We start from the raw sequence: 15,351 nt of genomic DNA, 5'->3' as shown, positions 1-15,351 counted from the left end.
TTTTGCAAACCTTTACCGCCCTATTCCAGGCTTCAATTCATAAAAAGAAACGCCATCTTCCTGCGGTGACATGAAATAAATTCTTTGATTGTCCACCCGGATGGGATGTTCTGCGAAATAAATGGATTGTTCGTAAGGAACCTGGACGCTGCCTATTTCCTTCCCCTTCGTATCTATTACATAGATGCGTGAAACGGTGGAGATTGGGCTTTCATCCTTTACTTCCAACTTTTCATAGATGATTTGGTTTGCCTGTAAATCGTGAATGTTGAGGGCCCCATACGTTTCTTCAAATGGTATGTCGATAACCGATTCTTGCCCTGATTCAGTTACAATGAGTTGCCCGTTCTTTTCGTCCACTCGCCTTGGTGCTATTGTCAAATCACCAAAGGTCATGAGGAATGGCTCAATTTGATTCTCAGCTAGAGAAAGAGTTCGACTTCCCCCTTGGTGAACGAAGATGTCTCCCTTCGAATTCACCGTAAGGCTTGTGGGAATGAAGTTGTCATGCTGCAACGGAAACTTATTTATTAATACGCCTTCGTTGTCATACGTTAAGACGCCTTGTCTTTCATCCAATACATAGATTGTTCCTGCGGCATCGACAAAAATATCTTTTAACCAGGCATCGTGATCCAGCTTTAAATCTAGAATCGTTTCAGTTCCATCAGTAACAACCACTTTCTTAGCGGCATTATCCAAAATATAAAAGACATTTTCTTTCACGAAGAAACTCATGGTCGCAAGGTCAGTTCCCTCTAGTTTCCGCTGGGGCTTCCCGATTTGCCCATCTTCCATGCCGTACTTAATCGAAAAAAGCTTCTCTATCTGCTCGGCCGCTCCGAAATTAGACTCACTCTCTTGCCTTGCTTCCGGGTGAATTTTTGATTTGCTAAAAACGATAGTAATCCACACACCCGTCATGAGCACACCGAGCACAACCATCCATTGCCATTTTTTCATTACAAACCGCCTCCACTTACTGTGAATTCGTCATTCCACATGGTTTGCAGCTAGTTACATAGAAGTAATGAATAATACAAGAAGCATAAATGCTGCCATAAACATACTGATTAAAATAAGTAGCATGGCTGCAAGCACATTGTTTCGAAACTCCCTGATTCCAGAAATCAAACCCAAGGTCACAATGCTCCACCAAAGAATATCCAGGAGGAGATCCGAACTATTGGCGAAACTGCCCATGACAAATGCAATGAACATGCCGACTTGAAGCAAAAAAGCGATCCACGCTGTTATTGAAGGCTTTCTTTGGGCCTCACGATGCCGGAAAAATAACGTCATGCCCAAGCCAACAGTAAGAAGGAAGAGGATTAGCATAACGAGCATGAATAAAATTGAGAAGGACATCATATCATCTTGCTTCCTCCCTATCTGCCAGCAATCGTATCAAACAGCTCTACATCAACGTTTTCACGATCTGCCCAGCTATGAAACTTCTCCAAATGCCAAGCATCCAGACGTCTCGAATACTGGTTTTCTTCCATCCAGGCATGCAAATCGGAATAGGCTTCCCTGATCTTGTCGTTTGGACCGTTGTATCTCACGACGGCGTATGATTGCGGAGGAATCGTCAGCTGGACGAGATCATCTGGCAAATCCCCGAATTCCCTCACTTCCATACAAATCCAGTAGCCGTCATTTTCCGGCACGCCCTCCACTACAAATGCCCCGATCTGCTGTGACGGATTGACGACATGCGGGATATCTTCCTGCTTACCCTGCAAACGAAGGGATGCTTTCGGTATTTCGGTTATGTATTGATCCCCTTCGCATAAAATTCTGTAGCCGACCAATTTCAGCTCTCCCCAATCCTTTACTTGCTTCTCGTTACCCATACACCCTTCCCCTTCCATCTTTACGTTCTAATCAAGACGAATACATTATGCCGGAGTTCCATATATTTCACAATATTTCGTAAGACTCAAGAAAATTTGTCCATTGAATATTAAAAAGAGAAGGAATTCCCTCCCTTTCTATTGAAGGGTATGGGAATGGAAGGAGCTGGACATCAATGCGGAAATTTTTGCTTGCCTCTATCATTTTAACCGGACTTATCTATCTCTTTTTTGGCCCTGACGAAATCGTGGATGTGAAGATTGCTATGAAACTTCTGCCCATGGCTCTCATCCTCCTTTACGGATTTGCCACACCTTCGCTCGTATCCACTTCATACAAGCGGACTATCTTGGCAGGTTTATTTGTCTGCATGGTCGCGGATGGAGTGATTTATTGGTTTATGGCTGGGCTTGTGACCTTTTTCTTCGGACATCTTTTTTACATCGCGGCATTCCGCCAAGCAAGCCGGAAGCCGGTGCCTCTTTGGGCAGCCATCCCCCTTGTAGCTTACGGACTGTTTATGGCTGCTTGGATTGCGGGTTCTCAATATTCCGCAGGTCAAACAATCTTAGGCACAGCAATCATCGCTTATATCGCCGTCATATTAGTCATGGGCTGGATGGCCATACGAACACGTTTGCCCTACGCCATTTTTGGGGCGCTCCTCTTCATCTGTTCGGATTCCTTTTTGGCGATCGACCGTTTCGTAACAACGCTCCCGTATCGTGATGCGTTGGTCATGGTCACCTATTATGCCGCACAGGTCCTCATCGTCTCGAGCATCGGAAACCGCTTCGTGAAGTATTCCGTAAATCCAAACAATCTGATAAGATGAAAGAATCGTACCACTATTTTGAGGAGGTTTTTGGAATGAAAGATAAATTGATCGAACGGTTAACCCGTTATGCGAAAATAGATACACAATCGGATTCAAATAGCGCAACGACGCCTTCTACGCCAGGGCAATGGGACTTGCTTCATGAGCTTGAAAAAGAGTTGGCTGCCATCGGGATGGAAGACATTACACTGGACGACAATGGCTATTTATTCGCCACACTTCCTGCCAATACCGATAAAGACATTCCGGTCATCGGATTTTTGGCGCACGTCGACACAGCGACTGATTACACAGGAAAAAATGTCAATCCACAGCTTGTCCATGATTATGACGGCAACGACATTCAACTGAACAGCAATACTGTAATGCGGGTTGAGACGTTCCCTGAATTGAAAAATTACGTAGGGCACACGCTCATGACAACAGACGGAACGACGTTGCTCGGGGCTGACAATAAAGCCGGGATTGCGGAAATCATGACGGCTATGGAATATTTGATTGCCAATCCGGAGATTAAACACGGCAAGCTCCGCGTCGCGTTCACACCGGACGAGGAAATCGGCCGCGGCCCACATAAATTTGACGTGGAAGCATTTGGCGCAAAATATGCCTATACGATGGACGGCGGCCCAATCGGTGAACTTCAATATGAAAGCTTCAACGCAGCGGGAGCAAAAGTGACGTTCCATGGAACAAACGTCCATCCAGGTTCCGCAAAGGATAAAATGATCAACTCCATTTTGATTGCGAATGAATTCCAAGCAGCGATGCCAGCAGATGAAATTCCTCAAAAAACGGACGGCTACGAAGGGTTTATTCACCTGATGGATGTCGAAGGATCCGTCGAAAAGACGACGTTAAGCTATATCATCCGGTATTTCGACCGCGAGAAATTCGAAGCGCGGAAGCAATTGATGGTCGATACGGCTGCGAAGTTGAGAGAGAAGCATGGCGAAGAAGCGGTCATGTTGGATCTGGAAGATCAATACTACAACATGCGTGAAAAGATCGAACCGGTCATGGAAATCGTCGATATTATCGGAGATGCATTTAAGGTACTGAATATTGAGCCTAATATCGTTCCAGTACGTGGTGGAACGGACGGCTCGCAGTTATCTTACATGGGGATGCCGACTCCAAACATTTTCACAGGCGGCGAAAACTACCATGGCAAGTATGAATACATCTCTGTCGATAACATGGTGAAAGCAACGGAAGTCATCATCGCGGCAGTGAAACTTTACGAACAACGGGCATAAGGAGGGGTTTCGATGAAAGCGATTTGGCTTGGAATCCTCTCATCCCTCTTTTTTGCGGTGACGTTCGTTTTGAATCGATCAATGGAAATGTCAGGGGGAAGTTGGCTTTGGAGCGCTTCCCTCCGTTATTTTTTCATGGTGCCTTTTTTGATTGCGATCGTCGCTTGGCGCGGCGGGCTTCGTGATATGAAAGACGCCATGACAGCGCGTCCTGCGCCTTTTTTTATATGGAGCGTTGTGGCATTCGTCCTGTTTTATGCCCCGCTTACTTTCTCTGCAGCGTACAGTCCAGGCTGGCTGCTGGCCGGCACATGGCAATTGACGATTGTCGCAGGCGTACTGCTCGCTCCATTCTTTGTCATTGTCGTGAAAACGTCGGCTGGCGATAAAAAGGTGAGACAGCAAATTCCTTTGATTTCACTCGGGATCTCGCTGATTATCTTTGCAGGAGTCGTCTTGATTCAGATTCCGAATGCGAAAAGTGTAGAGCTACAAACCCTGCTGCTCGGCATTTTACCGGTCATCATCGCGGCTTTCGCCTACCCGCTCGGTAATCGGAAGATGATGGATTTATTGCAAGGCCGGTTGGATACATTTCAACGGGTTCTCGCCATGACACTTATGACACTACCCGTCTGGGCATTGTTTGCCGTCTATGCGATCATGACCGTTGGACTTCCATCGATGAGTCAAGTCGTTCAGTCATTGATTGTCGCCGTCAGCTCGGGTGTCATCGCCACTTCCCTGTTCTTCATGGCGACGGACTTGGTGCAAGGCGACCAGGGAAAACTAGCAGCCGTTGAAGCGACCCAATCGACGGAATTGATCTTTGCGATGATCGGTGAAATCATTATTTTACATATCGCCTTGCCTGGCGCTCTCTCGCTTGCCGGGATTGGGGTCATTATAATTGGAATGGCGCTTCATAGCTATCAGACGGCCGTTGCGGGGAAGAAGCGATTGAAGGCGAGTAATGCTTGATTTTTATACATCCAGACTTGCATATCAGCTAAAAAGTAGATAGTGAGGAGGATTTTTATGAGCTCTGATTTTTATTGTGATGAAGTGTTGAGTGGCAAAACAGAAGTAACTAGGGTGTTAGAAACCGAAAACGCCCTGGCGTTTTATCATACAAAACCATCTTATCCTGTCCACATTGTGGCGATTCCCAAAAAACATATCCCTTCACTCCTAACATTGGAGGAAGGCGATAACGAACTTTTGCTTGAGCTAATGCATGTAGTGAAAACAGTGGCAGCAACGGTGACAGAAGAACATGGAGCCTGCCGGGTGATTACTAACCTCGGAAATTATCAAGATTCCAAACATCTTCATTGGCATATCATCTCTGGAAAGCTGCTGGATTCTTAATTTTTTTTGAGATTGAATTAGGATCAAAAGGGAGAGAGAAACATGGTGCAAATACCGGGGAAATTAAAAAGCGGTGATGAAATACGGATTGTCGCGCCGAGCCGCAGTGCGTGCATTTTATCCGAGGAAGGCATACAAATGGCGAAGGAAAGGCTCGAGCAGCTAGGGTTTACCGTCTCTTTCGGGCGCCACGTCTTTGAAAAGGACCTTCAAAATTCCACGAGCATTGCACATAGAGTGGAAGACTTGCATGAAGCGTTTAGCGACAAGGAGGTAAAAGGGATTCTATCCGTCATCGGCGGCTTTAATTCCAATGAACTCCTGCTTTATATTGATTATGAATTAATCAAAAAGAACCCGAAAATATTTTGTGGTTTCAGCGATATTACGGCCATCGCAAATGCAATTACGGCTAAAACGGGAATGGTTACGTACTCGGGACCTCATTTCTCCAGTTTTCAAATGGTGAAAGGACAGGAATACCAAACCAATTTCTTTAAGCAATGCCTTATGCAGGACGCCCCTTTTGAACTGAAACCGTCCAGTCAGTGGAGTGACGATGCTTGGTATTTGGATCAGGAAAAACGGAACTTCGAAGAAACTGCTTGGAAAACATATCAGGCAGGGACGGCTGCCGGCACACTGTGGGGCGGCAATCTATGTACACTGAATTTGCTGCAAGGAACGGCCTACATGCCAAAGCTTGAGAATGCCGTTCTCTTTGTCGAGGACGATGAGATGACCATCCCCGAGACCTTTGCAAGGGATTTAACATCTTTATTGCAAACTGTAAAATCCCTCAAAGCCCTTGTAATCGGGAGATTTCAACGAGCATCGAACATGTCCGAGGAGCAACTGCTGTTCATTCTTGATAAACATCCGATATTAAAGGAAATTCCTGTTTTATATGACGTGGATTTCGGACATACCCAGCCCATGTTCACCTTCCCGATTGGCGGAGAGGTGCTGGTGGATGCTTCCGCAGGGGTATTGAAGCTTGTGAGGTTTTAAGTTTACTCAAATATGTAATGCGCGCGGAAGCAGAGGCTTTCCGTGCGTTTTTTCTTTTGTTGTGTTCTTGTGTTGACTGTGGGAGTTGTTTTGTAAGGATTTTTTCTGCGTTTGTGCGAGTGTCAGACACCATCCCTATTCGGGATGGTGTAATGCGTTTTAATCTTAATAAGATTCTCTGACAAATCTATATTCAAAATCCTTGATTGAATATTTAAATGCTATGTCACCGGTATCAATTGATCAAATTCTTCCATCCGCTCATCGAACAGTTTCCTATTTTTTGTTTTCAATTCGCTATGCGCAATTTGAAAAAACTTCCTGACAGCTTTGCGTGGCAATACTCTACCATTTACAACTAGCTTACAGAAATCCAATAGTTTGTGATGCATAATTAATACCGGTTCTTACGAATCATCTCCATCTGCGAAAATATGTAACGGTACTTCTTGAATCACTTCTTCAATTGAATAATCGTTGCTGCAGATAAATCCTGCATTCAGTAGATAGGCAGACGCTAAAGAAGCTATTTCACCTGTACCGGCACTACCTGCTTTAGTAATTATCAAAGCGTTTAATACCAAAGCAACACGTATTCCTTAACAACAGGGGAGTTTGCTTTTGATGAAGGGGTAGTGTAGGCGACCAATTTGCAATAACCTCTTTAACTATTATTTTAATTGCTATTATACTTATTTGGATGTATAATCAATACAAGTAGACAAATATAAGTTTTTTTCTAACAAAATACATATAAAGAGGTGCATTTTCTATTGATCAATCTAGATGATGACATTTTGAAGGATTTTGTCAATACTCTCATACATGATGACCCTGAATTAAAGCCTTTATTAAGAGAAGCTATTAACAATGTTGACGGTGATGGAGTAGAAAACAGTTCTGCAACCGCCCAATGGGATCATCGCTATAACTCTTTAGTAAAAGTAGCAAAAAAGTATGATTTGAGATTCGGTATTATAAAACGAGGAAACCTATGGAAGGCCATTTTTATTGTTGGAAAAGATAATTCTATATACGTTTTCTTTAGCCATAAAAACTTAAAAAGCATAATAAAACAAGGGAAAAGTAATCACTATTTAAAATTACTTAATTTCTTTAATAGACATTTGGATGATCATAAACCAATTAATGAACAACTAAAATTGGATATAGAAGAAGTGGAGGAACTATTTTCAGATGATGCCTTAGAAAGCCAAGCCCGTGACATCATAAAAATGTTAGAACAAGACCCTTCAGGCGTTGTAGTGTTTGCGTTCGATAAATCTTTTACTAGTACAGTTAATGCATACATTTTTAACAGTAAACATGAAGCAATTTGGCATCAAGATTTCACGGCCCTAATCGAAAGAAATTATACATTCGCCTTAAAATCAGATGAGATTAAAACGGAAAAGAAAGAAAGCACTACTACTGTAAATAAAAAGAAACAGATCGTTCAATTAAAAAAGATTAAATAGTTTGGAGATTTTATTATGAATAAGATATTTAATGGACAACGGCTAAAGGAAGCGAGACTTTATAATAAGTTAACGATTACCGAATTAGGCGCCGAATTAAATGTCACGAAGCAAATGATTTCAAAGTACGAAAATCAAAATATAGAACCTAGTTTTGAAAAGTCACTACAAATAGCAACAATTTTGGGCTACCCTAGAGAATTTTTTTATACAAACGACAAATTTAATATCCAAAATGAAGGGACCTTTTTCCGTTCAAGACTTACAGCTACCCAAAAAGCAAAAAATCCTGCTTCAATCGCTTTAAAATACTCGGTAATTGTCCGGGATTTTTTAGAACAGTATATTGATTTTCCCCAACTAGAAGAAAGAGAAAGCTATGAACATCTTGAGGATTATAATGCAATTGCAAAAAGAATGCGCAATTTTGTCGGACTAGATAGCAGACCAATACCAGATATTATTGAGGTAGCCGAACTAATGGGTTTTACCGTAATTAGTATGGATTATAACGAAAGTAAAGTGGATGCTTTTAGTAGTATGAATACTATAGAAAATAGTCTCGGAGAGGTTACCCCTTATTTCGTAATTGTCACGGGGACAGGGGAATCAAGTTCGTTTTACAGGCAGCAATTCAGCATTGCGCATGAAATGGCACATTGGGTTTTGCATCAAAATATAAACCCGCAGGAATTGGATAAAGAGGAGTATAAAATCATGGAAGATGAAGCTAATCGGTTAGCATCTATTTTTCTATTACCAGAAGATACATTCGGTGCCGAATTAGCCACCAGGATTACAGATGAAATTGACACGTACTACAGCTTAAAGAGAAGATGGAATGTATCGATGGCTGCTATGATTAAACGGGCAAGAGATCTTTCCTTAATTAACGGTGAACAAGAAGTAAAACTTTATAAACAAATGCATTATCGCAAATGGAAAAATCCAGAGCCATTTGACTTAGAAACTAAAACGACTGTTCCAGTGGCTTTTAAACAATCTTTGGAGTTATTGATAGATGAGGATATATTAAAAGGCCATGAAATCCCTATTAAAATTGCAGAGCAGTACAACCTATACTTAACTCCCAAAATGCTTGCAATGATTTGTGGCGTTGATCCTGCTCTATTTATTAATAATAGCGAATCCAGAGTTGTATTGAAATTAAAGGATTTTAAACAAAAACATAGTGGATAAATAGCAGATTAAAATTTAAAGGAGATGAATTGAATGGGAAATCAACATGTAACACCAAAAAATGGTTTATGGCAAGTTAAAGGCTCAGGAAATTCAAGAGCTACTAGTATTCATCAAACACAACAGCAGGCAATAGATGTTGCAAAAGGAATCGCAAAAAATCAAAAGAGTGAGCTTTTCATTCACAATCGTAAAGGACAAATTCGAGATCGAAATAGTTATGGTAACGATCCATACCCTCCAAGAGGATAAAAAGTAATGAACATTACAGAACTTTCATTAACAGTAATATTTTTATTTTTACCTGGAATACTAGGAGTTTTATTAATCGGATCCTTGACAACGGTAAAAATATCTGAGTTTAAAGTTTTTGTTATTTACGTATATTTACTATCCTTAGTTTCATATTTAGTTAGGATGTTTCAGTGGATACACTTTCTTAAACTTCCTCTTAAAAGGAGATTTAAATATTTCAGCTAATGAAATTTTATTCGCGACTTCTATAAGCCTTTTATTATCTATCGCTTGCATCTATACAATTAATTTCAAACTAATGTATAAATTAGCTGGAAAAATGCATCTCAGTGCAAAATACGGAAGCAATGATGTTTGGCTAACCTTATTCAATGATCGTTCTACAGTATGGGTTACCTTACGACCATCGAGTTGCGAAGAATACTTTATGGGTGAAGTTGAACATTTTTCTGATGAAAATAATTTACGGGAACTCACTCTACTGAATGTCGCTATTTATGAAAAAGAAACCAGTAAATATTTATATAGCCAGGATAAAATGTATTTCAGCTTTCCTTATGACCAGGAAATGTCAATAGAAATAGGTTCATACTTTATAGATGAATCCAGAAGAGGAGATAATTATGAACAAATCACAAAAAAATCTTGAAGTTCGCCACGGAAGTCGGATTACCAACGGCTCTAGAAAAACTGAAACTGGTAAAATAACACCACCACCACCTCCTCCTCGAAAAACCAAATAGTGCTTTATTTAATTACTAATTCGAAATTAATATTGGTTCCAAAACTTCAATAAGCCTTTCTAAATTGAAAGGCTTAGACTGTAGACAAAAGGGGTTGGAAATCAAATGGATTTCCAACCCCTTTCCTGCTTTTTGTGAGAATGAGCCCTACCTCTTCTTTATTTTTCTTCTGGTTACACCACGGTTGGCGATTTCGATGTCCATCTGGCCAACACAACGGGGTCGATACTAGGTCTTCCACCAATGGATGGATAAACGAGAAATCAATGACCGATCCAATTTACGGACCAGATGAACAGGAGGCACCAACTGTTCACCTGGTCCGTATTTCCAACTTTCACCGTTGATTCATCTGATTCTTCGTCATCATATCAATTACCTAATCCTTATTATGGAGACACTGTTGATTGGAGCGCAGGCTGGCGACTCCTGCGGGAACAGCGCGAGCTGAAGACCCTGGACGAAGCGCAGCGAAGGAAGCGGCTGAAGCCGTGCCCGCGGAAAGCGTCCAACCGAAGCGGAAATCAACATTTTTTAGTATTACTTCCCTAGTAAAAGAAAAGACTGTAGGCAAACTCCGTTATTATTCGAGTTTGATCTACAGACAAAAGCCCGCGACAACTCGCGGGCTTTGACTCATTCGTATTCACCTAGTATTTCCACTGCTTTATCCGCGAGTGATGTATCAATGGCGATATTGAAGTCGATGTCACCTAGGATGGCGCCGTTTGCTTTGTAGGAATCAAATTGTTTTTTGATGTCCTCAACGTACATATCGCCGTTCGGGTTAAGTCCGGTGACATGTACTTTATCCCACAGTGCAGGATCTTTCAGTGCTGTATGTTTCACCATGATGTCGATGACTTCCGCTTTGCCGATGTCTTTAAAGAAGGCATCATTGTAATCGTGCAATCCTTTCAGGTAGGCAAGCATGAATCGGAGTGACAGTTCATCATCCGCCATGAATTTCGGGGAGGCGAGCACCATGGCAATTTGTGATTCTGGCGCGTAATCGGTTGCGTCACCAAAACGTACATGGAACCCTTTTTCGACTCCTTGGGTAATAAGCGGCTCGATGTTCAGCGCTGCGTCAATTGTTCCAGAATCAATGGCACCTAGCATCGCACCGAAATCCGCGATGTGGACATACTCGACATCTTCTTCTGTTAAGCCGGCATGCTTCAGCATCTCTTCATAAATATAGCCATCAATTGAGTTGCGAGATGAAACCCCAATTTTCTTCCCTTTAAAGTCGCTGTATTCCTTGATTTCATCGACCATATGATTGCCTATGACGAAGGTGAAATAGGAATTGCCTGGTACATTATGGCCTTTATCCGCAATGATCCGCACGTCGATGCCTTGTGCAATAGCGTTGAAGAACGATGCTGTCGATACACCGCCTGCTATATCTACTTCCCCTGCGGCAAGGGCTGGGAGCATATCATCGCTGTTCGCGAAATCAGCAAATTCCACTTCGATGTTATAGTCCTCAAAGTATCCTTTTTCTTTAGCGATATAAAATCCGGCACCTGATGCAGCGCCATCTTCGGCAATAAAAACTTTCGTACGTTTTTCGAGTGGTGCCAAGTCGCCAGACGGCGCTTCTGCGGCAGCTTCACCCGGTGGTTTCGTTTCGGATGTCGGCGGGGCGGCCGGCTCTGTCTTGCCGCATGCCCCAAGCACCCAAATACAACTTAGCAAGAGTATCCATCCTGCTTTCAGCCGCTTCTTCATATGTTCTCCCCTTTTCATGCTTTTTGTTCTCTCGATTGCTGAACTTCCCTTTGAAGATGCTTCCATACTTCAATGAATTGCTGCGCCATGTCCGGATCTTTTCGGATATCTTCGATTGTTCTCGGGCGCAGAGTCGTCACCTTGATTTCTTTGATGATTTTGCCTGGCTGCGAGCTCATCAAAAGGATCCGGTCGCTTAGCAGCAATGCTTCGTCGATGCTGTGGGTGATGAATATCACTGTTTTTTTCGTCTCGGACCAGATGGACAATAATTCTTCCTGCAAGATGAATTTATTCTGTTCATCCAACGCTGCAAATGGTTCATCCATCAGCAAGATTTCAGGATCGTTCGCAAATGCCCGCGCGATGCTGACCCTCTGTTTCATTCCGCCCGATAATTCCCTTGGATATAGCTTCGAAAATTTTGCAAGCCCTGTCTTCTCCAAGTAATATTTCGTCCGTTCCTCAATCAATTTCTTCGGCAGCCGCCTCATCTTCAAACCGAAAGCGACATTTTCTTCAACTGTCAGCCATGGGATGACGCCCCGTTCTTGAAAGACCATTGATTGAAGTGGTCGGTCCTCATGATCGGTCGCGATACTGAATTCACCGACACTTGGCTGCTCCAAGCCTGCCAGGATCCGGAGCAGCGTCGTTTTTCCACAGCCGCTTGGACCGACAATGCACACAAACTCTCCTTCATCGATTGTCATGGATATATCGTCAAGAGCGGTGACACTGCCTTGTTTTTTATAAAATGCCTTCGTCAAATGCTGAATCGCAATTTTCCCTTTCATCCGATCACCTCCATGGCAGCAATTTTTTCTGGAACCCTCGCAACAGTACAGAGAACAAATAGCCGAAGAAGGAAATGAGAATGAGCCCGACATACATTTCTTGCAGCAGGAATGCCTTATACGACGTCCAAATCAAGTAGCCGATCCCCGAGGTCGCACCCATCATTTCCGCAGCGACAATCGTTAATAGCGCAATTGCCTGCCCCATTTGGATCCCTTCCAGCATAACGGGCAGGGCTCCGGGCAAAGCAATCTTATAGAAGAACTGCAGCTTTCCGGCTCCGTAGTTATTCGCAACGTCCAAATAGATCTGATCGATGTTCATTACACCGGCTGCCGTATTGATAACGACCGGAAAGAAAACACTGCCTGCAATTGTCACTACTTTTGATAAATCACCGATTCCGAACAAAATAATTATCATTGGGAGCAACGCGAGCGTCGGAATCGGCATCAACGCCATAACAATCGGCTGCATGAGATGCCGGATCGGCGAATAAAGACCCATTAAAAGGCCGATGATGACACCCGGGATGACTCCTGCCAGAAATCCTACAAAAATCCGATACAATGAAACCCCAACATGTTTTACGAGTGATCCATTTGCCACCATATCAAAGAGAGTCCCTATAATCGCGGAAGGCGGAGGGAAGAAACGGGTATCGATCATCCCGGTTCTCGACAACACTTCCCATAGCAACAATAGGAAGATGGGCGATACAATGGTCAACAGTTGCTTATACCGTTCCTTCGACTGTCTCCGCTTCCACTCTTGCTGCTCGATTTCAAACGGATCATGTTTTTCAATGGTTCCTCTTCTATCCAATGTCCACCACCTCTTCATCTAAATGATATGTTTATGCCTATGGGTCGACATAGGCAAACGTCGAGATATCGGGAATTATGCGGATGTGCAATTGCCTTAGAATGATCTATACACAAAAAAAGCATCGTTCAGTAGATTTCGACTGTAACGATGCTTTGTTATGATTCCGAAATGAAATCATTTGTATTACGCACTAAGCATAACTGCAGCTCAGCGCCAGGCACTCATACCGCCTCTTACATTCAATACGTTGGCAAAACCCGCTTTCTTCAGCAAGGCTGCCGCCTTTGAACTACGCATGCCGCTTTGGCAAATGACGACGACTTCTTTCGTTTTATCCAATTGATCCAATTTTGCATGTAACCCTTGAAGAGGAATGTTCTTGAACTCCTTAATATGCCGGCCCTTGTATTCTGCAGGCGTCCGGACATCCACAAATTGCTTCGTTTTGTCCTGCAGCATCCCTTTCAGCTCCTCTGTTGAAATTGAACGCACTCCTTTGGCAGGCATCATTCGCCATACGAGGAAAGCAACAACTATAAAAAATAGTATCCAGCCCATCTATATCATCCTTTTTTTTCTTATTTATTACCCCTGTAGGTATTAATATACCATAAGGGGTATTGAGAAGACAATATAAAAGAGAGAAGCGCAATTGCTTCTCTCAATGCAGGATGCCGAATTGTTTTGCTTCAAATGTGAGTTCTTCCCGGAAGGACGGATGCGCGATTTGAATTAATGCTTTTGCCCGTTCCGACAATGATTTGCCGTGGAGGCGCGCGATTCCGTATTCCGTCACGATGTTATCGACATCATTTTTAGAAGTCGTCACGACTGAACCTGGTGTCAAATGAATTTTAATTCGTGAGATCATATCGTCTTTCGCAGTGGAATGCATGCAGACATATCCTTTTCCATGCTTCGCCAAGTGAACTCCTTTGGCAAAATCCGCTTGTCCGCCTGTCGATGAATAATAGCTCCCCCCGACCGTTTCCGAAGCGCACTGACCGTATAAATCCACTTCTGTTGTAGCATTGATGGAAACGATATGAGGTTCCTTCGCAATTTCATATGGATCGTTCACGATACGGACCGGTAAAAATTCCACAGCTGGATTGTCATGCAAGAAATCATAGAGACGCTGGGAACCGAAGGCGAACGTCGTAACAATTTTGCCTTGACGGGTTGATTTCCGCATGCCATCCACTGCCCCCGCCTCGACGAGATCCACAATGCCATCTGTCAGCATTTCGGTATGAATTCCAAGGTGGCGGCGGTCTTTCAGCATTTTCATAACAGCGTTCGGAATGGCGCCTATTCCAATCTGCAAGGTGTCGCCGTCCTTAATATCATCCGTAATGTACTGAGCGATTTTCACGTCTTTATCCGTAACAACAGGTATCCTCTCTTCCGTCAACGGCCGATTGTTTTCGATAAAACCTGCCACTTGGCTGATGTGAATCTGGTTTCCGCCGAATGTGCGAGGCATGTATTGGTTCACTTCCAGTACAAAGGGCACTTTCCCGATGAAATCAGAGACATAATCCGCTTGTGTGCCGAGAGAGAAATAGCCATGCCGGTCCATCGGGGAGGCGGTCGCCAACACCATCGGACGCTTCGCGGTCTTCTCCAGCAGGCGGGACACTTCCTGAAAAACGTTTGGAATCAGCTCGACATGCCCTTCCCTGAATGCTTTGCGTGTCGCACCGCTGAGAAAATAGGAAATATGCGATACATGCCCTTTCATTTCCCCATTGATATACGCACGCTCCTGCAAGGCAAGCATCTGGTGCACGTTCACATCGTCCAATAATTTGTTATTCTCTTCCACTATATCTAAAAGTCGATGCGGCTCACCATTCGCCAAAGGCAAGATCAGGTCGGTATGTGGCTCAATTAAACGAATAAATTCTTCATCCTGCAAAATACGGGTCATTGTGTACACTTCCTGGCCTGTTTTCCCCTAGTATAACGTAGCC

19 protein-coding genes are annotated in these 15,351 nt (G+C 43.2%); 10 read left to right on the top strand and 9 right to left on the bottom strand.

Annotated elements, in window-relative coordinates; genetic code table 11:
- Positions 1-12 precede the first annotated feature (12 nt).
- Genes ACSW3C_RS14760 through ACSW3C_RS14750 form a run of 3 tightly spaced genes read right to left on the bottom strand, consistent with a single transcriptional unit; the run spans position 13 to position 1,856 of the window.
- Positions 13-963, bottom strand: coding sequence for a hypothetical protein (locus ACSW3C_RS14760; protein ID WP_486563570.1), 951 nt, complete (start codon positions 961-963; stop codon positions 13-15).
- A 54-nt stretch (positions 964-1,017) separates the two neighbouring features.
- Positions 1,018-1,371 carry a hypothetical protein gene (locus ACSW3C_RS14755; protein WP_486563569.1) on the bottom strand — a complete coding sequence of 118 codons (354 nt, stop codon included), beginning with the start codon at positions 1,369-1,371 and terminating at the stop codon, positions 1,018-1,020.
- A gap of 17 nt (positions 1,372-1,388) precedes the next feature.
- Positions 1,389-1,856 carry a GyrI-like domain-containing protein gene (locus ACSW3C_RS14750; protein WP_486563568.1) on the bottom strand — a complete coding sequence of 156 codons (468 nt, stop codon included), beginning with the start codon at positions 1,854-1,856 and terminating at the stop codon, positions 1,389-1,391.
- 176 nt (positions 1,857-2,032) lie between these two features.
- Here ACSW3C_RS14750 and ACSW3C_RS14745 point away from each other — a divergent pair, with 176 nt between their 5' ends.
- Genes ACSW3C_RS14745 through ACSW3C_RS14725 form a run of 5 tightly spaced genes read left to right on the top strand, consistent with a single transcriptional unit; the run spans position 2,033 to position 6,336 of the window.
- Positions 2,033-2,692: a lysoplasmalogenase gene (locus ACSW3C_RS14745; RefSeq protein ID WP_486563567.1), complete on the top strand. Its 660-nt coding sequence runs from the start codon at positions 2,033-2,035 to the stop codon at positions 2,690-2,692.
- A 35-nt stretch (positions 2,693-2,727) separates the two neighbouring features.
- On the top strand, positions 2,728-3,954 hold the full coding sequence (gene pepT / locus ACSW3C_RS14740) for a peptidase T (protein ID WP_486563566.1): 1,227 nt from the start codon (positions 2,728-2,730) through the stop codon (positions 3,952-3,954).
- A 12-nt stretch (positions 3,955-3,966) separates the two neighbouring features.
- On the top strand, positions 3,967-4,935 hold the full coding sequence (locus ACSW3C_RS14735; RefSeq protein ID WP_486563565.1) for a DMT family transporter: 969 nt from the start codon (positions 3,967-3,969) through the stop codon (positions 4,933-4,935).
- 57 nt (positions 4,936-4,992) lie between these two features.
- Positions 4,993-5,325 carry an HIT domain-containing protein gene (locus tag ACSW3C_RS14730; protein WP_486563564.1) on the top strand — a complete coding sequence of 111 codons (333 nt, stop codon included), beginning with the start codon at positions 4,993-4,995 and terminating at the stop codon, positions 5,323-5,325.
- A 45-nt stretch (positions 5,326-5,370) separates the two neighbouring features.
- On the top strand, positions 5,371-6,336 hold the full coding sequence (locus ACSW3C_RS14725; RefSeq protein WP_486563661.1) for a S66 family peptidase: 966 nt from the start codon (positions 5,371-5,373) through the stop codon (positions 6,334-6,336).
- A gap of 407 nt (positions 6,337-6,743) precedes the next feature.
- Here the strand turns inward: ACSW3C_RS14725 and ACSW3C_RS14720 are convergent, their stop codons facing one another.
- Complete coding sequence (locus ACSW3C_RS14720; protein ID WP_486563563.1) at positions 6,744-6,920, bottom strand: hypothetical protein; 177 nt, start codon at positions 6,918-6,920, stop codon at positions 6,744-6,746.
- A 189-nt stretch (positions 6,921-7,109) separates the two neighbouring features.
- On the opposite strand from ACSW3C_RS14720, the gene ACSW3C_RS14715 reads away from it, so the two are divergent.
- The 5 genes from ACSW3C_RS14715 to ACSW3C_RS14695 all read left to right on the top strand — a co-directional run bounded on the left by ACSW3C_RS14715 (position 7,110) and on the right by ACSW3C_RS14695 (position 10,647).
- A complete protein-coding gene (locus ACSW3C_RS14715) occupies positions 7,110-7,814 on the top strand; it encodes a DUF5986 family protein (RefSeq protein WP_486563562.1) in 705 nt (234 codons plus the stop codon).
- Between the two features lie 15 nt (positions 7,815-7,829).
- Positions 7,830-9,014: an XRE family transcriptional regulator gene (locus tag ACSW3C_RS14710; protein WP_238078924.1), complete on the top strand. Its 1,185-nt coding sequence runs from the start codon at positions 7,830-7,832 to the stop codon at positions 9,012-9,014.
- A gap of 33 nt (positions 9,015-9,047) precedes the next feature.
- Positions 9,048-9,266, top strand: coding sequence for a DUF2188 domain-containing protein (locus tag ACSW3C_RS14705; RefSeq protein ID WP_238078925.1), 219 nt, complete (start codon positions 9,048-9,050; stop codon positions 9,264-9,266).
- A gap of 430 nt (positions 9,267-9,696) precedes the next feature.
- Positions 9,697-9,918 carry a hypothetical protein gene (locus ACSW3C_RS14700; RefSeq protein WP_486563561.1) on the top strand — a complete coding sequence of 74 codons (222 nt, stop codon included), beginning with the start codon at positions 9,697-9,699 and terminating at the stop codon, positions 9,916-9,918.
- 501 nt (positions 9,919-10,419) lie between these two features.
- Positions 10,420-10,647 carry a hypothetical protein gene (locus ACSW3C_RS14695; RefSeq protein WP_486563560.1) on the top strand — a complete coding sequence of 76 codons (228 nt, stop codon included), beginning with the start codon at positions 10,420-10,422 and terminating at the stop codon, positions 10,645-10,647.
- Position 10,648: 1 nt separating this feature from the next.
- Here the strand turns inward: ACSW3C_RS14695 and ACSW3C_RS14690 are convergent, their stop codons facing one another.
- From ACSW3C_RS14690 to ACSW3C_RS14670, 5 genes are all read right to left on the bottom strand, one after another.
- Entirely contained in the window at positions 10,649-11,749 is a 1,101-nt protein-coding gene (locus tag ACSW3C_RS14690; protein WP_486563559.1) for an ABC transporter substrate-binding protein, read from the bottom strand.
- 14 nt (positions 11,750-11,763) lie between these two features.
- On the bottom strand, positions 11,764-12,546 hold the full coding sequence (locus ACSW3C_RS14685) for an ABC transporter ATP-binding protein (RefSeq protein ID WP_486563558.1): 783 nt from the start codon (positions 12,544-12,546) through the stop codon (positions 11,764-11,766).
- Between the two features lie 4 nt (positions 12,547-12,550).
- The gene (locus tag ACSW3C_RS14680) at positions 12,551-13,372 is read right to left on the bottom strand and encodes an ABC transporter permease (RefSeq protein WP_248512413.1); all 822 of its coding nucleotides are present in this window, start codon (positions 13,370-13,372) and stop codon (positions 12,551-12,553) included.
- Between the two features lie 210 nt (positions 13,373-13,582).
- Positions 13,583-13,933: a rhodanese-like domain-containing protein gene (locus tag ACSW3C_RS14675; protein WP_486563557.1), complete on the bottom strand. Its 351-nt coding sequence runs from the start codon at positions 13,931-13,933 to the stop codon at positions 13,583-13,585.
- Between the two features lie 103 nt (positions 13,934-14,036).
- Positions 14,037-15,308, bottom strand: a complete 1,272-nt coding sequence (locus tag ACSW3C_RS14670) for an acetyl-CoA hydrolase/transferase family protein (RefSeq protein ID WP_486563556.1) — start codon at positions 15,306-15,308, stop codon at positions 14,037-14,039.
- Between the last annotated feature and the right edge of the window lie 43 nt (positions 15,309-15,351).

It is taken from the genome of Sporosarcina sp. AD_1, assembly GCF_057373025.1.
The sequence above is the reverse complement of the archived record's forward strand: the minus strand, read 5'-3'. Positions and strand labels throughout refer to the sequence as shown.